The organism is Demequina pilifera (genome assembly GCF_048814985.1).
In the GTDB taxonomy this organism is placed as follows: domain Bacteria; phylum Actinomycetota; class Actinomycetes; order Actinomycetales; family Demequinaceae; genus Demequina.
Window position 1 is genome coordinate 71,059 of record NZ_JBMDTW010000002.1, and the last position, 19,105, is coordinate 90,163.

Sequence of the window (19,105 nt, forward strand, 5' to 3'; positions counted from 1 at the left end):
GGTGTCATTATCTCCTCATCATCAGCGAAGCTGGTCCACGGCATGTCACACGATCCTCACGGGCGCGACGATATCCGCGTAGATGAGAACAACGCCCATCACCAGCAGAATTCCGAACACGGCGTAGGCGACGGGCATCATCCTCGCCACGTCGACCGGCGCGGGCGTGGGCAGCGATCGCAGCCGCGCCCAGCCGTTCTTGATGCCCTGCCACACGGCAGAGGCGACGTGGCCGCCGTCGAGCGGCACGAGCGGGATCATGTTGAACGCGAAGAGCGCCAGGTTGAGGCCGCCCAGCAGCGTCAGCCAGTTCGCGATCTTCTCCGTCAGCCCGTAGCCTTCGGCTTCGATTCCGGAGATCTCTCCCGCCACGCGGCCCACACCCACGACTCCCATGATCGAGTCCTGGCTGCGCTCCTCGAGCCCCAGGGCGGCACGCGACACGTCGTACAGGTGAACCGGCAGCGTCGCGACCACCTCGACCGTGCGTGCCAAGTAGTCGCCCGTCTGCACGACGCCCGCGGTCGCTGGCTGACGGACGGTCACCACCTCGGACATCATGCCGAGGTACCCGACAGTCTCGAGCACGGCCGCGCCGGAGCCATCAACGACGGCCTGGCCATCGTCGTCGAGCACCACCCGGTCGCGCGCGCTCGGCGTGACCGTCAGCGCGACGGTCTCGCCGCCGCGCATCACGTCCAGAGCGAGCGTCTCCCCCGGCGAGTCGGCGATGATGCTCGTCGCCTGCTCCCAGTCGTCCACCTGCGTGCCACCGACGGCGGTGATGGTGTCACCGTCCTGCAGACCGGCCTCGATCGCCGGAGAAGGCGGGTCGCCCGCAGCGCACTCAGTCGAGGCCGGCGCGGGCTCGCACGGCAGCACGGAGCCGACGGTGAGCGTCGCGGTAGGCGCACCGATCGCCATCAGCACGCCGGTGAACAGCAGCACCGCGAGGATCAGGTTCACGAGCGGACCGCCGAGCATGACGATCGCCTTCTTCCACCACGCGAGGTGATAGAAGGCGCGGGCGTCCTCGCCGGGCTGGATCTCCTCGACGGCCACCTCGCGCGCATCCGCGATCAGCCGGGACGCCCAACCCGTGCCGCGCACGGGCTTGACCCGTTCCTCGGGCGGGATCATCCCCACCAGCCGCACGTAGCCGCCGAGCGGGATGGCCTTGATGCCGTACTCAGTCTCGCGGCCGCGTCGCGACCACAGCCGGGGGCCGAAGCCCACGAAGTACTCGCTCACACGCACGCCGAACTTCTTGGCGGGCACCATGTGCCCCACCTCGTGGAGCGCGATCGAGACCAGCAGCCCGACCACCAGCACCACGATGCCGATCAGCGTGTCCATGCGCCTACCCTACGTTTCAGTGTCATTCCACATGCCCGGCGTCGTTTCAGTTGCGCGACGTCAGCCAATAGCCGCCGCGGCCCGCTCGCGCGCCCACCGCTCCGCCTCGTCGACGGCCGCGAGCGAGAGCTCCGCGGGGGCCTCGTACTGCTCGACAACGTCCCGGACGGTGTCGACGATCCCGAGGAACGGCAGCCTGCCGTCGACGAACGCCTGCACGCACTCCTCGTTGGCGGCGTTGAACACGGCGGGATGGAGGGCCGATGCGGCCACGGCCGCGCGCGCGACGCGCACGGCGGGGAAGGCGTCCTCGTCGAGGGGCTCGAAGGTCCACGAGGTGGCCTGCGTCCAGTCACACCCCGGGACGGCATCCGCCAGCCGGTCCGGCCACGCCAGCCCGAGCGCGATCGGCAGCCTCATGTCGGGCGGCGATGCCTGCGCGAGCGTGCTGCCGTCAATGAACTCGACCATCGAGTGCACCACCGACTGAGCGTGGACCACGACGTCGATCCGGTCCATGGGGATGTCGAACAGCAGGTGCGCCTCGATGACCTCGAGCGCCTTGTTGACCATCGACGCCGAGTTGATGGTCACGACCGGGCCCATGTCCCAGGTGGGATGGCGAAGCGCATCGGCCGTGGTGACGCCGGCGAGCTCCGCACGGGTGCGGCCGCGGAACGCCCCTCCCGAGGCGGTCACGACCAGACGGCGCACCTCCTCGGCACGGCCGCCGCGCAGCGCCTGTGCGAGCGCCGAGTGCTCCGAGTCGACCGGGACGATCTGGCCGGGGCGGCGCACGGCCGCCTTGACCAGCGCTCCCCCGGCGACGAGCGACTCCTTGTTCGCGAGCGCGAGGGTGCTGCCCGCCTCGAGCGCGGCGAGCGTAGGGCGCAGCCCTACGGAGCCGGTGATCCCGTTGAGCACGACGTCGGCGCCGCAGCCTGCCGCGGTGACGACCGCATCGGGCCCCGCCACGACCTCGACGCCCGGAAGCTCGCGTGCGACGACGGCCGCCGCATCGGCCGAGGCGAGGGCGACCAGGGAGGGACGCACGGCCTTGGCCTGCGCCACCACCATCTCCGGGTCCGCGCCGCCGGCCGCGAGCGCGACGACGTCGAAGCGTTCGGGGTGCCGTGCGATGACGTCGAGCGCCTGGGTGCCGATCGACCCGGTGGACCCCAGCAGCGAGACGGTGCGCGCTTCGCTCACGCGACCCCGAGCAGGATGTCGACGGCGCGCGCGAGATACGCGTCCACCACGCGCTCCTCGTAGGCGGCCCACGAGCGGCGACGCTTGAAGGTGAGGACGCGGATGTCCTCTGCGGTCAGCGGCCGGCCCTGATCGAAGAAGGCGGTGAGCCGGTTCAGCACGGCGTCGACCTCGCTGCGGTCGTAGCCGGTGCGGAAGGTCGGCGGCGCCGCGAAGCGCTCGCCCGCGGGTCGGCGCAGGCGGGGGTACAGAGCCTGAGCGCGTTCCGCGAGGTCCGCCATCCACGCGTCCTGGCCGTGCTCCTTGACGTAGCGCTCGCGCACCCGCACGGCGAAAGCGACCTCGAGCCGGTCGAGCGCCGAGTCCACCGCGGCGGTCGAGTACCCGCCGCGCTTCAGATCGAAGCTCGCGCGCCGGACGTCGATCGCCGCGAGCTCGTCGGCGCGCCCCGGCTGCTCGTACGCGTCGCGCGCGCGGCCGAAGTACTCGTCCACCTCCGGGGCACGGTACCCGAGCGTGAAGGTGCCCACGCGGGGGAACAGGTCCGCCATCAATCCTCCTTGATCGCAAGCTGCCCGCAGGCGCCGTCGATGTCACTGCCTCGAGTATCCCGGATAGTCGTCGGAATCCCGTGAGCGCGCAGCGTGTGGACGAACTCTCGCTCGACCTCGGGGTCGGACGCGGTCCACTTGGAGCCGGGGGTCGGGTTGAGCGGGATCGGGTTGACGTGCACCCAGCCGTCCCCGCGCTCGCGCAGCTTGCGTGCCAGCATCGCCGCGCGGTGCGCCTGGTCGTTCATGTCGCGGATCAGCGCGTACTCGATCGACACGCGCCGGCCGGTCGCCTTGTAGAAGCGGTACGCGGCGTCCAGCGCCTCGTCGACCGTCCAGCGGGTGTTGATGGGGACGATCTCGTTGCGCAGCTCGTCGTCGGGAGCGTGCAGCGACAGCGCGAGGGTGACCGGGATGCCCTCCTTGGTGAGCTTGTCCATGGCGGGCACCAGCCCCACGGTGGACACCGTGACGTGGCGCGCGGACAGGCCGAAGCCGTGCGGCTCGGGTGCGACGAGCGCCCGCACCGTCTGCATGACGGCCTTGTAGTTGGCCAGCGGCTCCCCCATCCCCATGAACACCACGTTCGACAGCCGCACCGGCTCGCCCAGCTCGCCGTCACGGGACGCGCGGGCCGCGAGCCGCACCTGCTCGATGATCTCCGCGGCCGACAGGTTGCGGGTGAGCCCCATCTGCCCGGTGGCGCAGAATGGGCACGCCATTCCGCAGCCGGCCTGGCTCGTGACGCACAGCGTCGCGCGCTCGGGGTACTTCATCAGCACCGATTCGACCTTCACGCCGTCGTGGAGGGTCCACAGCGTCTTCCGCGTCGCGCCGCCGTCGGCGACGAGCGACGTCAGCGGGGACATCAGGGGCGGGAACATCTGAGCCGCGAGCTCGTCCTTGGACCCCGCAGGGAGGTCCGTCATCTCGCCGGGTTCGACCGTGAGGTGCGTGTAGTAGTGGTTCTCGAGCTGCTTGGCGCGAAACGCCGGCAGGCCCATGTCACGCACCGCGTCGACGCGCTCGTCGTGAGTCAGGTCGGCGAAGTGGCGAGGCGGCTTGCCGCGCCGCGGCGCCGCCATCTGGATCAGTGGGCGGTCGGTCATGAGGTCCCTAACAGAAGTCCGAATACGACATAGGCCACGGGCGCGGCGAAGAGCAGCGAGTCGATGCGGTCCATGATCCCGCCGTGGCCCGGGATCACGCTGGACATGTCCTTGACCTGGATGTCCCGCTTGAGCGCGGACTCGGCCAGGTCGCCGAGCACGGCGGCCGTCGCGGCCGCGAAGCCCACGGCCGCGCCGACCCACCAGCGCCCGTCGAAGAAGAAGTACGCCGCGATCGACGCGGTGACCGTGCCGAGCACGAGGCCTCCCGCGAGGCCCTCCCACGTCTTCTTGGGGCTCACGCGCGGCGCCATGGGGTGCTTGCCGAACAGCATCCCGGCGAACAGTCCGCCCGTGTCCGAGCCGACTGCCGCGAGGATCACCACGACCACCCGCTGCCACCCGTCGGGCGACAGCTCCATGAGCAGCAGGAACGATGCCAGGAACGGAATCCACAGCAGGGTGAGCATGGACGCGAGAGAATCCGCGAGCGTGTTCTCGATCCGCTCGTCGACCACTCGCCACGCGACGGTCCCGGCGCAACCGACCATGAGCGCCACCGCGAGCCCCTCCGGGCCGCCGTACCAGGTCGCCACCAGCAGGCCCACGGTGGCGAGGCCGATGGGCGCCAGGGGGATGCGGCGATCGCTGCGTGCGAGCACTCGCCGCCACTCGACTACCGCGGCGAAGCACGCGAGAGCCATCAGCGCCGCGAGGGCCGCGGGGTGCCACCATGCCGCGGCGATCACGCCGCCGAGCAGGGTCAGTCCCACGGCCGCGGCGATGGGCATGTTGCGGCCGGACCGCGACACGGGTGCGACCTGCGGCACGGGTTCCTCCACGCCGCGCGGCTCGGCGGGGTCCACCCGGGGGTCGTCGACGCCGTCGTGTTCGACCGCGATGCCGAATGTGGCCGCGGGTGCGGCCTCGGGGTGGGCGTCGGCTTCGCGACGGCGTCGGAGGATGCTCATGAGTCGGCCCCGGAGAGGCGGCGCGAGGTCAGACCTCGAGCAGCTCGCTCTCCTTGTGGGCGAGCAGCGCGTCGATCGCGTCGACGTGGCGCTTGGTGAGAGCGTCGAGCTCCTTCTCGGCCCGCGAACCCTCGTCCTCGCCCACGTCGCCGCCCTTGACGGCGGAGTCGATGAGGTCCTTCGCCTTGCGGCGCATGTTGCGCACCGTGACGCGAGAGTCCTCGGCCTTGCTCTTGGCGAGCTTCACGTAGTCCCGACGGCGCTCCTCGGTGAGCTGCGGCATGATGATCCGCAGCACGTTGCCGTCGTCCGACGGGTTGACGCCCAGGTCGGACTTGCGCAGCGCGGTGTCGATGTCCTTCTTGACGGAGGCGTCGTACGGGGAAATCAGCACCATCCGCGCCTCGGGCACCGTGATCGATGCCAGCTGCTGCAGAGGCGTCGGAGCGCCGTAGTAGTCCACCGTGATGTTCGCGAACATCGAGGCGGAGGCCTGCCCGCTGCGGATGCCGGCGAAGTTCTCCTTCGCCACCGTCACGGCGTTGTCCATGTTCTCCTCGGCCTCGAGAAGGATGTCGTCAATCACGTGTGCTCCCTATTCCGCACGGCTCACGCCGTGACCAGCGTGCCGATTGTCTCACCCACGAGTGCGCGAGTCACATTCCCAGGCTCTTCGAGTCCGAACACCCTCATCGGCATGCCGTTGTCCTTGGCCAGCGAGAAGGCGGCGGCATCCATCACGTCCAGGCCCTGCCGGAGGGCGTCCTTGTAGGTCACGTGATCCAGGAGGGTGGCCTCGGAGTCGCGACGCGGGTCCGCGGTGTAGACGCCGTCCACGCCGTTCTTGCCCATCAGCACCTCGTTGCAGCCCACCTCGAGTGCGCGCTGCAACGACACGGTGTCCGTGGAGAAGTACGGCATGCCCGCTCCCGCGCCGAAGATCACGACGCGGCCCTTCTCCATGTGGCGCACGGCGCGCAGCGGAATGTACGGCTCCGCGACCTGGCCCATGGTGATGGCGGTCTGCACGCGGGTGGCCACGCCGGCCTGCTCCAGGAAGTCCTGGAGGGCGAGGGCGTTCATGACGGTGCCCAGCATGCCCATGTAGTCGGCTCGCGCGCGCTCCATGCCGCGCTCCGACAGGTCCGCGCCGCGGAAGAAGTTGCCGCCGCCCACGACGATGCAGACCTGCACGCCCTCCTTGACGGCGGCGGCGATCTCGCCGGCGATGCGGTTGATGACGTCGGCGTCGAGCCCTACGGACCCGCCGCCGAACATCTCCCCCGACAGCTTCAGCAGAACGCGCCGCGAACCTGGGGCCCCGGTGTCCGGTCTCACGTGGGTGGGCTCGGGCATCGGGGCCTCCTAAGGTCGCGGCGCGTAGTGCTGTGTGAGGGTGTCTCCTGCGGGGAAGACTACGCTCCCACGCGGAAGCGTGTGAAGGCGGTCACCTGGCCGCCGGCGTTCTCGAGCACCTTGCCGACCGTGGTCTTCGGGTCCTTCGCGAATGCCTGATCCACCAGGGTGTTCTCCTTGAAGAAGCCGTTGAGGCGGCCCTCCGTGATCTTCGGCAGCGCGGCCTCCGGCTTGCCCTCGGCCTTGGCCGTCTCCTCGGCGACGCGGCGCTCGTTCGCGACCACGTCCTCGGGAACGTCCTCGCGCACGAGGTAGGTCGGGGAGTACGCGGCGATGTGCATCGCGATGTCACGTGCGACCTCGCCGGCCTTGGCGTCCGAGCCCACGAGGACGCCCACCTGAGCGGGGAGGTCCTTGTTGGTGCGGTGCAGGTACTCGGTGACGAGCGGCGCCTCGATGCGAGAGACGCGACGCAGGACGATCTTCTCGCCCAGGATGCCGGCCTCGGAGTCGATGACGTCCTGGAGGGACTTGCCGTCGACCTGCGCGGCAAGCGCGGCCTCGGCGGTGTCCGCACCCGACGCGACGACCGCTTCGAGCACGGTCTGCGCGAGCGCCACGAACTTGTCGTTCTTCGCGACGAAGTCGGTCTCGGAGTTGAGCTCGATGAGCGTGCCGACCTGGCCGCCATCGGCGTCCTGGATCGACGCGGCCACGAGGCCCTCGGAGGCCGAACGGCCCTCGCGCTTGGTGACGCCCTTGAGGCCCTTCACGCGCAGGATGTCGACGGCCTTGTCGAGGTCGCCCTCGGCCTCGTCCAGCGCCTTCTTGACGTCGAGCATGCCGGCACCAGTGCGCTCGCGGAGCGCCTGGATGTCGGCGACGGTGTAGTTCGCCATAGGGATTCCTTACTTCTCGTCGGCGGTCTCGGCGGCGGGCTCGTCGGCCTTCGCCTCGTCCGCCTCAGCGGTCTTCGTGGCGGCAGTCTTCTTCGCCGCAGGCTTCTTGGCAGGCGCCTTCTTGGCGGCAGGCTTCTTGTCCGCGTCCGATGCGGCCTTCTTCTCGCCTGCACCCTCCTCGGCGCCCTCGGCCGCCTTCTTCTCGGCGGGCTTGACGGTCTGGGCGGTGGTGTCGTCGCCATCCTGCTCGGCGAGCACCTCGGCCGTGTCGGCCTCGTCCATCACCGGGGCTGCGGTCTTGGCGATCGGCTCCGCGTCAGCGTCGCCCTCGGCTGCCGGAGCGGCCTCGGCCGACTCGTCAGCCGACTTGTCGGCAGGCTTGTCCGCCGACTTCTCCGCCGACTTCTCGCCCTTCGCCTCGTCCTTGTCGCCGCCCAGGAGCTCCTGCTCCCACTCGGCGAGCGGCTCAGCGGTGCCCTCGGCCTCCGCCTCGTCGCCCTTCGGGGTGTGGCGGATGCGCACGCCCTCGGCGACCGCATCGGCGATCACGCGGGTGAGCAGGCCAACGGCGCGAATCGCGTCGTCGTTGCCCGGGATGCCGTAGGCGACGTGGTCGGGGTCGCAGTTCGAGTCGAGGATGCCCACGACGGGGATGCCGAGCTTGCGCGCCTCGTCGACGGCAAGGTGCTCCTTGTTGGTGTCCACGATCCACACGACGGACGGCGTCTTGGCCATGTCGCGGATGCCGCCGAGGGTCTTGGCGAGCTTGTCCTTCTCGCGACGCATGCCAAGAAGCTCCTTCTTGGTGCGTCCCGAACCGGCGACGTCGTCGAAGTCGATCTCCTCGAGCTCCTTGAGGCGCGAGACGCGCTTGCTCACGGTCTGGAAGTTGGTGAGCATGCCGCCCAGCCAGCGCTCGTTGACGTAGGGCATGCCCACGCGAGCGGCCTGCTCGGCGATCTGCTCCTGCGCCTGACGCTTGGTGCCGACGAACAGCACCGTGCCGCCGTGGGCGACGGTGTCGCGCACGAACTCGTACGCCGAGTCGATCTTGGCGAGCGACTGCTGCAGGTCGATGATGTAGATGCCATTGCGCTCGGTGAAGATGAAGCGCTTCATCTTGGGGTTCCAGCGGCTGGTCTGGTGTCCGAAGTGGACACCGGAGTCCAGCAGCTGTCGCATGGTCACGACGGCCATGGTTCGTCCTGTTCCGCACGCTTGCCGCGTGCATGTTCGTGTGCGGGGTCGGTGACCCCGCGCGTTCGGTTGACGATGCGACCCTTGTGGGTCGTATCCCTGGCACCAACGCGGGTCAGCACCGAGCTGCGCTCGGACCTCGCCTTCCCGGCGCGCTCCCTGCCGACTGCTCGGTGGGCGGCGCGAATGGCACGCGATGTCATCCGGGCATGCCGGATGCACTGGCGATGATACCCGACGGGAGTGCGGGCGGCATACCTGACGCGGCCTGTGGTGCGCTCGTCCCCCACACCCGCGAACCCTGCCGCGTCCACCGATGCGCCATGCGACCGCTTCGACCGGCTGCCGAATGCGGTGGGATCGTCCGCATGAGGACATGGTCGTGGCGGTGCGCGGTGATGCTGGCGCTGCTGGCGTGCGCAGCGGCGGTGGCGCCCGCATCGGCGGTCGCGCAGTGGTCGCCGGCCGCGCCGTATCGTGCGCCCATCGAGCCGATGCGTGTGGTCGAGCTCGCGCGGATCCCTCCTGAGCCGTGGCTCGCGGGTCATCGCGGGGTCGACATCGCCGCGGAGGTCGGGGACCCCGTGGCGGCGCCGGCATCGGGCGTGGTCGTGTTCGTGGGTGTGGTCGTGGATCGCGGCGTGATGACGGTGCGGCACGCGGACGGCGCCCTCACCAGCGTGGAGCCGATCGACGCGCTGGTCGCGGACGGGGATCGGGTGGTCCGCGGTCAGGCGCTCGGCACCGTCAGCGAGGACCCCGGCCACTGCGCGCCCGCCGCATGCGTGCACTGGGGCGTGAGGGTGGACGGCGAGTACGTCGACCCGCTCGACGTACTGGACGGCTACGGTCCCGTGCGGTTGCTGCCGCGAGCCGCGGCAGGGTTCAGACGAATGCCCCCGTGCGCATCAGCGACTCACGCAGCTTCTTCACGGCCCCCGAGTGGATCTGTGACACGCGGGACTCCGTCACACCGAGGATCTGCCCGATCTGCGCGAGCGTCAGGTTCTCGAAGTAGTACAGGTGCAGCACGCGCTGCTCGCGGTCGCGCACCCCCTGGATGGCGGTGGCGAGCAGCGCACGCGTCTCGGATGCCTCGACGGAGCTCGACGCCTCCGGGGCCGAGTGGGCGAGGGCCGAGTCGATGGACTGGGTCTCCCCTCCTGACACCATGCCGTCGAGCGCGCCGACGTGAGACAGCGCCACCTGCGCTCGCACCGTCCGCACCTCGGAGGTCTCCCACCCGAGGTGACACGCGACGTCTTCGTCGGTCACCGGTCGCATGAGGGACTGCTCCATGGCACGCGTGGCCTGTTCGACGGTGCGGGCCTTCGACCGGACCGAGCGCGGGACCCAGTCGGCGGCGCGCAGCTCATCGATGATCGCGCCGCGCACACGCTGGGCTGCGTACGTCTCGAACTTGTACCCGCGGGCGGGCTCGAACTTCTCCACCGCGTCGATGAGCCCGAACATTCCGTACGACACCAGGTCCGCCAGTTCCACGACGTCCGGGAGGCGCACGATCATCCGGCTCGCGACCTGAGTCACGAGCGGAGCGTGCAGGGTGATGAGTGCATCGCGCGCCGCGAGCCGCTCCGCCTCGTCCTCGCCCCTGAGGAGTTCCCACCAGGCGGCGATCTGGACCGAGTCCGGGCGCTGCGGAGTCTCGCTCCACGGCTCCTCCGTGTCGTGCGGCTGCACAGCGTCGTGCGGCAGCACAGCGTTCACGCTTGCCATGTCTCTCCCTAGGCGCGCGGGTGCGCGAGTTGGTAGGTGGCCCGCAGTCGTTCTGCGGACACGTGGGTGTATCGCTGGGTCGTGTTGAGGCTCGCGTGGCCGAGCACCTCCTGCACGGAGCGCAGGTCGGAGCCGCCCGTCAGCAGGTGGGTCGCGGCGCTGTGGCGCAGAGCGTGCGGCGCGACCTCGGGAAGGCCGGCTGCGCGGCACAGGTCGTGGATCGCCTCCCGGATCTGGCGCTGGCCCGCTCTGCCGCCGCGGCGCCCGAGCAGCAGCGCAGCGTCGGTTTCGGGACTCACGAGGGCGACACGGCCGTCGGCGAGCCAGGCCCGCACCGCAGTGGCCGCGGGGACGCCGAACGGCACGACCCGCTCCTTGTTGCCCTTGCCGACCACGCGCACGAGCCGTTCGTCGAGATCGATGTCGGCGAGGTTCACCCCCGCCAGTTCACCCACTCGCATCCCGGTGGCATACAGCAGCTCCGCCGCGGCCCAGTCGCGCAGGTGGATGGGGTCACCGTCGTCGCAGCGCGTCTGCGCGACGCTCAACAGCGTCATCACGTCTGCGGGGCTCATGACGGTGGGAATGGTGGAGGCGGCGCGGGCCGACGCGAGCCGGAGTGCCGGGTTGTGGTCGACGTGGCCGGACTTGTGCGCCCATGCGTAGAACGCCCGCACCGCGGCGCCGCGGCGAGCCAGCGTGGTCCGGCTGAGCCCTCCGCCCGCCATCATGGCGAGCCAGGACCGCAGGTCCCGCAGCTCGACGCTCTCGAGTGCGCTGTCCGCGCACCACTCGTCGACGCCTTCCGTGCCATCCGCGTCCGCGCCGTCCGGCTCACCGCTCGCGGAGCCGACCTCGCCTTCGGTCACGAATGCCGTGAGGTGCATCAGGTCGCCGCGATACGCACGCACGGTGTTCTCCGAGAGACCGCGCTGATGGCGCAGGTAGCCCTCGAACTGGGCGATCAGCCCAGTCCGTGCCCTCACACCCCTGGTTGACATGGAGCAACTGTGGCACCGTCACATGAGTCATATCAACCCCTCGTGTCACATTCGTCACATCAATCTCACGCGTACCGGCCCTTTTATGGCGTTTTGTCCCTTTTTGTGACAAGATTCCGCCGCCATCGATGCCCCTCGCGGCGCACCGTGCCCGCCAGCTCGAGCCGTCCCAGTGCCGCCCTGGCCTCTCCCATCGTCAGCCCCGAGGTGCCCGCGAGCGCCTCGACATCCTTGGCCCGGTGGCCCAGCGCATCGAACACCGCGCGATCCTCCGGCCGGTCGAACTCGGGGCCTCCCCCACTACCGGCCCGCTCGGAGTCCACCTCCGCGTCACCCAGCTCGAGGGGCCCGGCCAGTTCGAGGACGTCCTGTCCCCCGGTCACGAGCACGGCGGCCCCGTCCCGGATCAGCGCGTGGCAGCCCGCGGACGTGGCGCTCGTGACGGGCCCCGGAACGGCGCCGACGGGGCGCGCCATCTCCGCCGCGCGGTTGGCGGTGCTCAGCGCACCCGATCGGTGCGCGGCCTCGACCACCACCGTCGCCGAGGCGCACGCGATGAGCCGATTGCGCGTCAGGAAGCGCGACCGGTGCGGCGCCCACCCGGGCGGCACCTCGCTCAGGACCGCACCCTGGTCGAGGACCCGCGTCAGCAGGTCCTCGTTCCCCGCCGGATACAGGCGGTCCACGCCCCCGGCCATCACGGCGAGCGTCTGCCCGCCGGCCGCGAGCGCACCGCGGTGCGCCGCCGCGTCGATTCCGTAGGCACCTCCCGACACCACCGACCACCCGCGATCCGCCGCGTGAGCGGCGATGGTGCCGGCGACGTGGTCGCCATACGTCGTCGACGACCGCGCACCCACGATCGCCACCGATCTCTCGAACAGGGCTCCCACCGATGCGGTGCCCCTCGCCCACAGCGCGAAAGGCGCCTGGGTGCCCAGGGCATCGAGGCAGTCGGGCCAGTCGCCGTCGCCGCGCGTCACCACCCGCGCGCCGCAGTGCTCGGCGCGCTCGCGCAGGCGAGACGGATCGGCGCCCTCCCGCCGGCGCACCCACCGCTCGCTCGCGCGCACCGCCGCGTCGATGGTCGGCGGCGCCGCGGTGCCCGCAAGCATGATCGTCGCCTCCACCACGTCTGCCGCGGCGACGTCCACCCATTCCCGCGCCGCCTGCGCACCCAGCGTGTCGACGAGCCAGCCCGCCGCCGCATCGGCCGGCTCCGCGAGCGCGCTCCACGCGATCCAGGCGTCCGCGCTCACGCCGCCGACCCCTTCGAGCGCAGCGTCATCGCCTGGGCGACGTCGTCCTCGCCCGGCTCCGCGGCCGCGCGCAGGTCCGCGAGCGTCCACGCGAGCCGCAGTGCGCGATCGGCGCCGCGCGCCGACAGCACTCCCGTGTCGAGTGCCCGCCACACGGGCCTCACCGCACCCGGGGGCGTGTGCCGACGCAGCCAGGTGCCCGAGGCCTGGGCGTTGAGCGTCCAACCGTGCGGCGCAAGGCGGGCGCGGGCCCGGCCGCGGGCCTCGGCGACGCGCGCGGCGACGGCAGCGCTCGGCTCGCCGGGCTCGTCGGCGCCCCGGCGCACGGGGTGCACGTCCACCTGGATGTCCACCCGGTCCAGCAGCGGCCCCGACAACCGCCCGAAGTACCGCCGGCGCACCTGCGGGGTGCACGTGCAGCGCTGCCCGTCACCGTAGAAGTGCCCGCACGGACATGGGTTGGCGGCCAGCACCAACTGGAACCGTGCGGGATAGCGCGTGGCCCCGCTCGACCGGTGCAGCACGATCTCGCCGCTCTCGAGCGGCTGTCGCAGCGTCTGCAGCACCCGCGCGGGGAACTCGGGCGCCTCGTCGAGGAACAGGACGCCGGCATGCGCCCGCGAGATCGCTCCGGGCCGCGCGAGTCCGCTGCCCCCGCCCACGATCGCCGCGGCGGACGCCGAGTGGTGCGGGGACTCGAACGGCGCGCGCCGCATGAGCCCGCCGGACACGTCCAACGACCCAGCCAGAGAGTGGATGGAAGTGGCGGCGACGGCATCGGCGTCGTCGAGAGGCGGCAGCACCCCCGGAAGCCGGCACGCAAGCATGGTCTTCCCGGCTCCCGGCGGGCCCGTCATGAGCAGGTGGTGGCCCCCGGCCGCGGCGACCTCGAGCGCCCATCGCGCCTCCGCCTGCCCCCGCACGTCGCTGAGGTCGGCGCGGGTGGCCGTGACGGCCGGCCGCGCGGGCGCGGGGACGGGGTCGCTGGCCGCCGCCACCGCATCGGCGCTGCCGTAGTCGCGCGCGAGCTCGGCCAGCGACGCGACCGCACGCACGTCCGAGCCGGGCACGAGCCGGGCCTCCGCGGCGTTGGCCCACGGCACCGCCACCGAGGTGAGGCCCGCGTCCACCGCGGCGGCGACCGCCGGCAGCACTCCCGCGACGGGCCGCACCCGGCCGTCGAGGCCGAGCTCGCCCACATGCGCCCAGGCGGCGGCGCGCGCCGGGTCGATCATCCCTGCGGCCGCCAGCACCGCGATGGCGATCGCCAGGTCGGTCGCCGATCCCCTCTTGGGCAGGGACGCGGGCGACAGGTTCACGGTGATGCGCCGCTGCGGCCACGCGAGGCCCGAGCTGGCGACCGCGGCGCGCACGCGATCCCGCGCCTCGGCGAGGGACGCGTCGGGCAGCCCCACGATGGTGAACGCGGGCAGGCTCGACCCGATGTGCGCCTCCACATCGACCACGTGCCCGTGGAGCCCCGCGAGCACGATCGCGCGCGAGCGGCCGATCACTCGACGCCCCGCACGTGCTCGAGACGCGCCGCCCCCGCGGCCGGCAGCGTGACCGCCACCACGTCGATGCGCACCGAGTCGAAGGACCGGTCCTGCTGCGACAGCCACGCCGCGAGAAGTCCGCGCAGGCGCGCCACCTTGGCGGGGGTGACCGCCTCGAGCGGCGATCCGCACGCATCCGTGCGCCGCGTCTTGACCTCCACCGCCACCGCCGCGTCGCCATCCGCCGCGACGATGTCGATCTCACCGCGCGCGGTGCGCCAGTTGCGCTCGAGCACCTCCCAGCCCTGGTCCTCGAGCAGCCGCGCCACGACTCGCTCGCCGTGCCTGCCGACCTGGTCCTTCGCCGCCATGTCCCACCTCCGGGGACCACGCTGGCGCGTGCAGGCGGCCGATGCGCGGGCTGGTTCCGGCGTCTGGGGACGGCTCGGGCGCGGCCATGGGTGGGGACGGCGGCAGGGCCGCGACGGACAGTCGCGCTACGAGCCCTGCGGCGCGCGCGACGCAGCCACCCCGGCACCGGCGATTTCCATGGTCTCCACCGCGAGGGCGGGGCCCACGTCGGGCTCAGGTGGGGCCTCGTCGTCGGGCATGTGGGCATCGGCGCTGAGCAGCAGGCGCGCCGCGAGCACAGACACCACCACCGTGCCCGCGCCGCCGATGAGGTACGGCAGCTGCAGGTCGACACGGGCGATCCAGCCGCCGAGCATGGTCGCCACCGGCATGAGCCCCCATGTGATGGTGCGCGCGGCACCGAGCACACGGCCCAGCATGTAGCCCGGAATGATCGCCTGACGCAGCGAACCCCACGGCACGTTCCACATCGCGATCCCATACGCGCTGACCGCATAGGCGACGACAGCGAGCCACGCGTTCGGAGCGAGCCCCACGGCCACCAGTCCCACGCCGCCTGCGACGGCCGCGCCCAGCATGGTGCGGCCACGCCCGAGCCGCGCCACCACTGCTCCCGCCGTCAGCGCGCCCGCCACTCCCCCGAGACCGATGCCCGCGGTGACGACCCCGACCAGCTGCGCGCTCACGCCGAACCGGTCGACGAACAGCAGCACCGTGATCGCCTGCGCGAACGCCAGGAACGCGCCCACCAGAGACGTGATGAGCACCATCGACCGCAAGTAGCGGTGACGCCAGAGAAAGGCGAGCGCCGCGCGCAGCGGGACCGACGCCGAAGGCGAGATCGGCCCCTGGCAGGCGGGCGCATCGGCCGCACGCACCTCGGTGCCGCGCGCACGCGCGGCGGCCGCAGGCAGCAGCAGCACCAGCGCGCCCGCGATGAAGTACCCGGCGCCGCTGACGACCATCGGCAGCACGATCGCGACAGAGAACAGCACTCCCGAGACGGGCTGCGCCACGAACATGTCGACGCCCACCTGCGCCGCCTGGATGCGACCGTTGGCCTTGTCCAGACCGCGCCTGCGCACCAGCGACGGCAGCACCGCGTTGGTCGCGTTGTCGAAGAGCGTCTCTCCCAGACCGAAGACCAGGACCGCAGCCGCGAGTACCCCCAGCGTGATCTGGTCCGTGGCGATCGCAAACGCGACGCCGGCAGCCGCGAGCACGCGCACCGCGGAGGCAGCCGCCATCGCATGCCGGCGGTCCACGCGGTCGACGATCATCCCCGACGGCACGCCGAACACCAGCCACGGCACGTACGCCAGGGCCGTCAGCACCGAGATCGCGATCGGGTCAGTCGTCAGCGTGACCGCGGCGAGCGGGATCGCGAGGCGGGCGATGCCGTCCGAGAGGTTCGAGCCGATCGCGGCGCCCCACAGCCGGGAGAAGTCCTTGCCGAGCGCGACATCCTTGGGCGACGGCGCCTCGGCGACGGCGGAGGTCACGCGCGACCCCCATCGCCGTCGACCCCCACCACGGGAAACGCGTTGACGTGGAGGGACACGACCTTGCCCTCCGGGACCTCGTCGCGGCCGCGGAACGGCTCGAGCCGCTCGGCGACGAAGGCCTCGATCGCCTCGCTCAGGTCCCTCAGCTCGTCCAGCGTCATGTGCACGCGGGCTGACATCAGCATCGACGCGTCGACCCACTCCGGCGAGAACTCGCTCTCGGCGCGACGCAGGAAGGCATCGATGTGCCGCGCGCGCTGGTCCGCGAACTGCCGCGCGACGAGCACGGTCGAATCCACCGCGTCGCGGTCTCCGCGCATGTCCGTCGCCGCGAGCGTGAGGCCACCGGGCACCATGCGCCACCAGCGCTCGCGGCCGGTGCCCCGGTCCGGGTCCTCCTCCACGAACCCATGGCGCGCGAGCTGGCGCAGGTGGTAGCTCGTCGCCCCCGAGGACTCGCCCAAGCGCTCCGCCAAGCGGGTGGCGGTGGCCGGTCCGGCCATGGTGAGGCTGTCGAGGATGTCGACCCGCAGCGGGTGCGCGAGGCCCTTGAGTGCGGCGGCGTCGATGCGGCGCTGTGGTGTGCTCATGGGAGTCACGGTAGCCATGCAAAGACTTCTTTGCAAGTGTTTCTTTGGATCGTTCGCGGGCGAGCCGCGGACCGCGATGGGTCCCGAGGCTTCCTACTTTGGCGGGCGGGCGGGGACCAGCGCCGGGTCGCGGTCGGACGCGTGCGAGGGCGAGCCAGCAGCGCCCGCAGCGCCCGCAGCGCCATCCGGGTCAGCGGCACCGGGAGCGCCATCCGTGTCGGGCGGGGCCTCCCGCTCGATGCGCGTGGCGAGCGGCGCCTCCTTGACGAACAGGAGCAGCACGAACGAGACGATCGATAGCGGCACCATCAGCAGGAACACCGGAGCCAGCGCGTCGTTGTACGCCCCCACGATGACGTCGCTCAAGCGTGCGGGCAGCTGCTGGACCAGGCCAGGCGTGAGGGAGTTGGCGCCACCCTCGAGCGCTCCCCCGCCCTCGGGCAGCCGTTCGGAGAGCAGGCGCACCAGCCGCTCGGTGAACAGCGCGCCCACGATCGCGGTGCCGAGCGAGGCGCCGATCTGGCGGAAGTAGTTGTTGGAGGCGGTGGCCGTGCCGACCATCGAGATCGGGAAGGTGTTCTGCACCACCAGCACCAGGATCTGCATCGACAAGCCCAGGCCGGTGCCGAGCACCGCCAGGTACGCGCACACGTGCCACAGCGCCCCGTCGGCGCTCAGGGTCGACAGCAGATACAGGCCGGCACCGATGAACACCGAGCCCACGACGGGCAGCATCTTGTAGCGACCCGTGCGGGTCACGGCCCTGCCTGCGGTGATGGAGGTGATGAGCATCGCGCCCATCATGGGCGCCATGAGCAGGCCGGCGGCCGTGGCGCTGACCCCCGCCACCATCTGCAGGTACGTGGGCATGTAGCTGACGGTGCCGAACATGCCGACCCCCACGAGCAGACCGGCCGCGGTGGGCAGGACGAAGTTGCGCCGGCGGAACAGTGCGAGCGGGAGGACCGGCTCGCTGGCGCGGCGCTCGACCGCCACGAACGCGAGCGCGGCCACCACCGTGATCGCGATGAGCCCGATCACCTGCGGCGAGCCCCACGCGTACTCGTGCCCGCCAAAGCTCGTCATCAGCACCAGCGAGGTGGAGGCGACCGCGAGCAGCGCCATGCCGCCGATGTCCACCTGGCGCCCGGCGCGGGGCCGCTTGGGGATCTTGAGGAACAGCAGCGCGGAGACGATCGCGAGCGCGCCCAGCGGCAGGTTGAACCACATCACCCAGCGCCAGCCGACGGACTCGGTGAACCAGCCGCCCAGCAGCGGACCCGTGAGCGTCGCGAAGGCGAACACGCCCCCCATGACGCCCATGTACCGTCCGCGCTCCCGGGCCGGCACCACGTCCGCGATGATCGCCTGCGCGAGGACGAACAGCCCGCCCCCGCCGAGACCTTGGATGACGCGACCCACGATGAGGGAGTCCATGCCCTGCGCCAGCCCGCCCACCACGGAGCCCGCCATGAACAGCAGGATCGCCCCGATGAACAGCGCCTTGCGCCCGTACAGGTCGCCCAGCTTGCCGTAGATGGGCATGGTGATGGTCGCGGCGAGGATGTACGCGGTGGTCACCCACAGCATGCGGTCCACCCCGTCGAGCTCGCCCACGATGGTGGGCAGCGCGGTCGCGAAGATGGTCTGGTACAGCGCCGCGAGCAGCATCGCCGTCATCAGGCCGATGAACATCAGCAGGATCTGGCGCCGGTCGGGCGCCTCCGCCTGCTGCTCGCGGGCGTCAGTCGTATGGGACACGAAGGTCTCCTCAGGTGTCACGCCGCCGGTCGGGCGGCGGGTGTCAAGCGGTCGGTGCCTGGGTGAGGCGTCGCACGCGCGGGAAGTATGCGTGGGCGAGAGAGTCGAGCGAGGCGTCGGTGTCGCTGGCGAGCCAGCCGCGGGCCACCACCTGCAGCGCGCCCATCGCGATCGACACGGCCATAGACGCCTCGATCGCGGCGTCCTCCTCGGACAGCCCGGGGCGGGTCGCGTCCAGCCGCGTCCGCACGATCTCGGCGTACTGCTCCCTGGCCTCGGTGATGCGCATCATGTTCTGGGCGGCGAGCTCCGGGGTGGCGTCGAGCAGCTTCCGGCGCATCCGGAACAGTTCACGGTCCGGCTCGGCCGCCGTCCACACCTTGGCCATCATGAGCGCGAAGGCCTCCACGTCGGACACCCCGGTGGCGGCGACGAACGACTCGATCTGCTGCTCGTCCGGCATCGGCTTGCCCTCGCCCAGCACCGCGTTCTCACGGCTCGGGAAGTAGTTGTAGAACGTCCGGGGCGAGATGCCGGCGGCGTCGCAGATCATCTCGACGGTGACGGCGCTCCACCCGTGCTCAAGGCCGAGGTCGATCGCCGCTCGCTGAGTCGCGGCGCGCGTCTCGCGTCGCTTGCGTGCGCGCAGGCCCTCGGGCTTGGCGTCGGCGGCTTCAACTGGTTGCATACTCTGCATATTTGCAGACTATGCAACGAATTGTCAAAGCATGTGCGG

17 protein-coding genes and 2 pseudogenes are annotated in these 19,105 nt (G+C 71.3%); 1 reads left to right on the forward strand and 18 read right to left on the reverse strand.

The window, feature by feature from the left end:
- Positions 1–45: 45 nt before the first annotated feature.
- The 9 genes and pseudogenes from ACNI14_RS03115 to rpsB all read right to left on the reverse strand — a co-directional run.
- Positions 46–1,356: a M50 family metallopeptidase gene (locus ACNI14_RS03115; RefSeq protein ID WP_420518503.1), complete on the reverse strand. Its 1,311-nt coding sequence runs from the start codon at positions 1,354–1,356 to the stop codon at positions 46–48.
- A 60-nt stretch (positions 1,357–1,416) separates the two neighbouring features.
- Positions 1,417–2,565, reverse strand: coding sequence for a 1-deoxy-D-xylulose-5-phosphate reductoisomerase (gene dxr, locus ACNI14_RS03120; protein WP_420518504.1), 1,149 nt, complete (start codon positions 2,563–2,565; stop codon positions 1,417–1,419).
- Complete coding sequence (locus ACNI14_RS03125) at positions 2,562–3,116, reverse strand: DivIVA domain-containing protein (protein ID WP_420518506.1); 555 nt, start codon at positions 3,114–3,116, stop codon at positions 2,562–2,564. The genes dxr and ACNI14_RS03125 overlap by 4 nt, the downstream gene beginning before the upstream one ends.
- Positions 3,116–4,225: a dual-specificity RNA methyltransferase RlmN gene (gene rlmN / locus ACNI14_RS03130; protein WP_420518507.1), complete on the reverse strand. Its 1,110-nt coding sequence runs from the start codon at positions 4,223–4,225 to the stop codon at positions 3,116–3,118. Before rlmN ends, ACNI14_RS03125 begins: the two co-directional genes overlap by 1 nt.
- Positions 4,222–5,196: a phosphatidate cytidylyltransferase gene (locus ACNI14_RS03135; protein WP_420518508.1), complete on the reverse strand. Its 975-nt coding sequence runs from the start codon at positions 5,194–5,196 to the stop codon at positions 4,222–4,224. Before ACNI14_RS03135 ends, rlmN begins: the two co-directional genes overlap by 4 nt.
- Before the next feature lie 28 nt (positions 5,197–5,224).
- Positions 5,225–5,782 carry a ribosome recycling factor gene (gene frr / locus ACNI14_RS03140; protein ID WP_420518509.1) on the reverse strand — a complete coding sequence of 186 codons (558 nt, stop codon included), beginning with the start codon at positions 5,780–5,782 and terminating at the stop codon, positions 5,225–5,227.
- A gap of 23 nt (positions 5,783–5,805) precedes the next feature.
- On the reverse strand, positions 5,806–6,552 hold the full coding sequence (gene pyrH, locus ACNI14_RS03145) for a UMP kinase (protein ID WP_420518510.1): 747 nt from the start codon (positions 6,550–6,552) through the stop codon (positions 5,806–5,808).
- 59 nt (positions 6,553–6,611) lie between these two features.
- Positions 6,612–7,451, reverse strand: a complete 840-nt coding sequence (gene tsf, locus ACNI14_RS03150; protein WP_420518511.1) for a translation elongation factor Ts — start codon at positions 7,449–7,451, stop codon at positions 6,612–6,614.
- Between the two features lie 171 nt (positions 7,452–7,622).
- A pseudogene (gene rpsB, locus ACNI14_RS03155) lies at positions 7,623–8,648 on the reverse strand (30S ribosomal protein S2); the annotation flags it as partial.
- 494 nt (positions 8,649–9,142) lie between these two features.
- On the opposite strand from rpsB, the pseudogene ACNI14_RS03160 reads away from it, so the two are divergent.
- Positions 9,143–9,463 (forward strand): annotated as a pseudogene (locus tag ACNI14_RS03160) (M23 family metallopeptidase); the annotation flags it as partial.
- A gap of 70 nt (positions 9,464–9,533) precedes the next feature.
- On the opposite strand, the gene ACNI14_RS03165 reads toward ACNI14_RS03160, so the two are convergent.
- From ACNI14_RS03165 to ACNI14_RS03205, 9 genes are all read right to left on the reverse strand, one after another.
- On the reverse strand, positions 9,534–10,385 hold the full coding sequence (locus tag ACNI14_RS03165; protein WP_420518512.1) for a sigma-70 family RNA polymerase sigma factor: 852 nt from the start codon (positions 10,383–10,385) through the stop codon (positions 9,534–9,536).
- A gap of 8 nt (positions 10,386–10,393) precedes the next feature.
- Entirely contained in the window at positions 10,394–11,386 is a 993-nt protein-coding gene (locus tag ACNI14_RS03170; RefSeq protein ID WP_420518513.1) for a tyrosine recombinase XerC, read from the reverse strand.
- Between the two features lie 83 nt (positions 11,387–11,469).
- Positions 11,470–12,645: a DNA-processing protein DprA gene (gene dprA, locus ACNI14_RS03175; RefSeq protein WP_420518514.1), complete on the reverse strand. Its 1,176-nt coding sequence runs from the start codon at positions 12,643–12,645 to the stop codon at positions 11,470–11,472.
- The gene (locus tag ACNI14_RS03180; protein ID WP_420518515.1) at positions 12,642–14,159 is read right to left on the reverse strand and encodes a YifB family Mg chelatase-like AAA ATPase; all 1,518 of its coding nucleotides are present in this window, start codon (positions 14,157–14,159) and stop codon (positions 12,642–12,644) included. The genes dprA and ACNI14_RS03180 overlap by 4 nt, the downstream gene beginning before the upstream one ends.
- Positions 14,156–14,512, reverse strand: coding sequence for a YraN family protein (locus ACNI14_RS03185; protein ID WP_420518516.1), 357 nt, complete (start codon positions 14,510–14,512; stop codon positions 14,156–14,158). Before ACNI14_RS03185 ends, ACNI14_RS03180 begins: the two co-directional genes overlap by 4 nt.
- Before the next feature lie 126 nt (positions 14,513–14,638).
- Entirely contained in the window at positions 14,639–16,015 is a 1,377-nt protein-coding gene (locus ACNI14_RS03190) for an MFS transporter (RefSeq protein WP_420518517.1), read from the reverse strand.
- Positions 16,012–16,608, reverse strand: a complete 597-nt coding sequence (locus tag ACNI14_RS03195; RefSeq protein WP_420518518.1) for a helix-turn-helix domain-containing protein — start codon at positions 16,606–16,608, stop codon at positions 16,012–16,014. Before ACNI14_RS03195 ends, ACNI14_RS03190 begins: the two co-directional genes overlap by 4 nt.
- Positions 16,609–16,701: 93 nt before the next feature.
- Entirely contained in the window at positions 16,702–18,303 is a 1,602-nt protein-coding gene (locus tag ACNI14_RS03200) for an MDR family MFS transporter (RefSeq protein WP_420518895.1), read from the reverse strand.
- A gap of 109 nt (positions 18,304–18,412) precedes the next feature.
- Positions 18,413–19,057, reverse strand: a complete 645-nt coding sequence (locus tag ACNI14_RS03205) for a TetR family transcriptional regulator (protein WP_420518519.1) — start codon at positions 19,055–19,057, stop codon at positions 18,413–18,415.
- Between the last annotated feature and the right edge of the window lie 48 nt (positions 19,058–19,105).

Coding starts and splice junctions, on each gene's coding strand:
- tsf (WP_420518511.1), bottom strand. CDS start 7,451: ATGGCGAACTACACCGTCGCCGACATCCAGGCGCTCCGCGAGCGCACT.
- ACNI14_RS03205 (WP_420518519.1), bottom strand. CDS start 19,057: ATGCAACCAGTTGAAGCCGCCGACGCCAAGCCCGAGGGCCTGCGCGCA.
- ACNI14_RS03185 (WP_420518516.1), bottom strand. CDS start 14,512: ATGGCGGCGAAGGACCAGGTCGGCAGGCACGGCGAGCGAGTCGTGGCG.
- ACNI14_RS03115 (WP_420518503.1), bottom strand. CDS start 1,356: ATGGACACGCTGATCGGCATCGTGGTGCTGGTGGTCGGGCTGCTGGTC.
- pyrH (WP_420518510.1), bottom strand. CDS start 6,552: ATGCCCGAGCCCACCCACGTGAGACCGGACACCGGGGCCCCAGGTTCG.
- rlmN (WP_420518507.1), bottom strand. CDS start 4,225: ATGACCGACCGCCCACTGATCCAGATGGCGGCGCCGCGGCGCGGCAAG.
- ACNI14_RS03200 (WP_420518895.1), bottom strand. CDS start 18,303: ATGTTCATCGGCCTGATGACGGCGATGCTGCTCGCGGCGCTGTACCAG.
- ACNI14_RS03195 (WP_420518518.1), bottom strand. CDS start 16,608: ATGAGCACACCACAGCGCCGCATCGACGCCGCCGCACTCAAGGGCCTC.
- ACNI14_RS03170 (WP_420518513.1), bottom strand. CDS start 11,386: ATGTCAACCAGGGGTGTGAGGGCACGGACTGGGCTGATCGCCCAGTTC.
- ACNI14_RS03165 (WP_420518512.1), bottom strand. CDS start 10,385: ATGGCAAGCGTGAACGCTGTGCTGCCGCACGACGCTGTGCAGCCGCAC.
- ACNI14_RS03135 (WP_420518508.1), bottom strand. CDS start 5,196: ATGAGCATCCTCCGACGCCGTCGCGAAGCCGACGCCCACCCCGAGGCC.
- ACNI14_RS03125 (WP_420518506.1), bottom strand. CDS start 3,116: ATGGCGGACCTGTTCCCCCGCGTGGGCACCTTCACGCTCGGGTACCGT.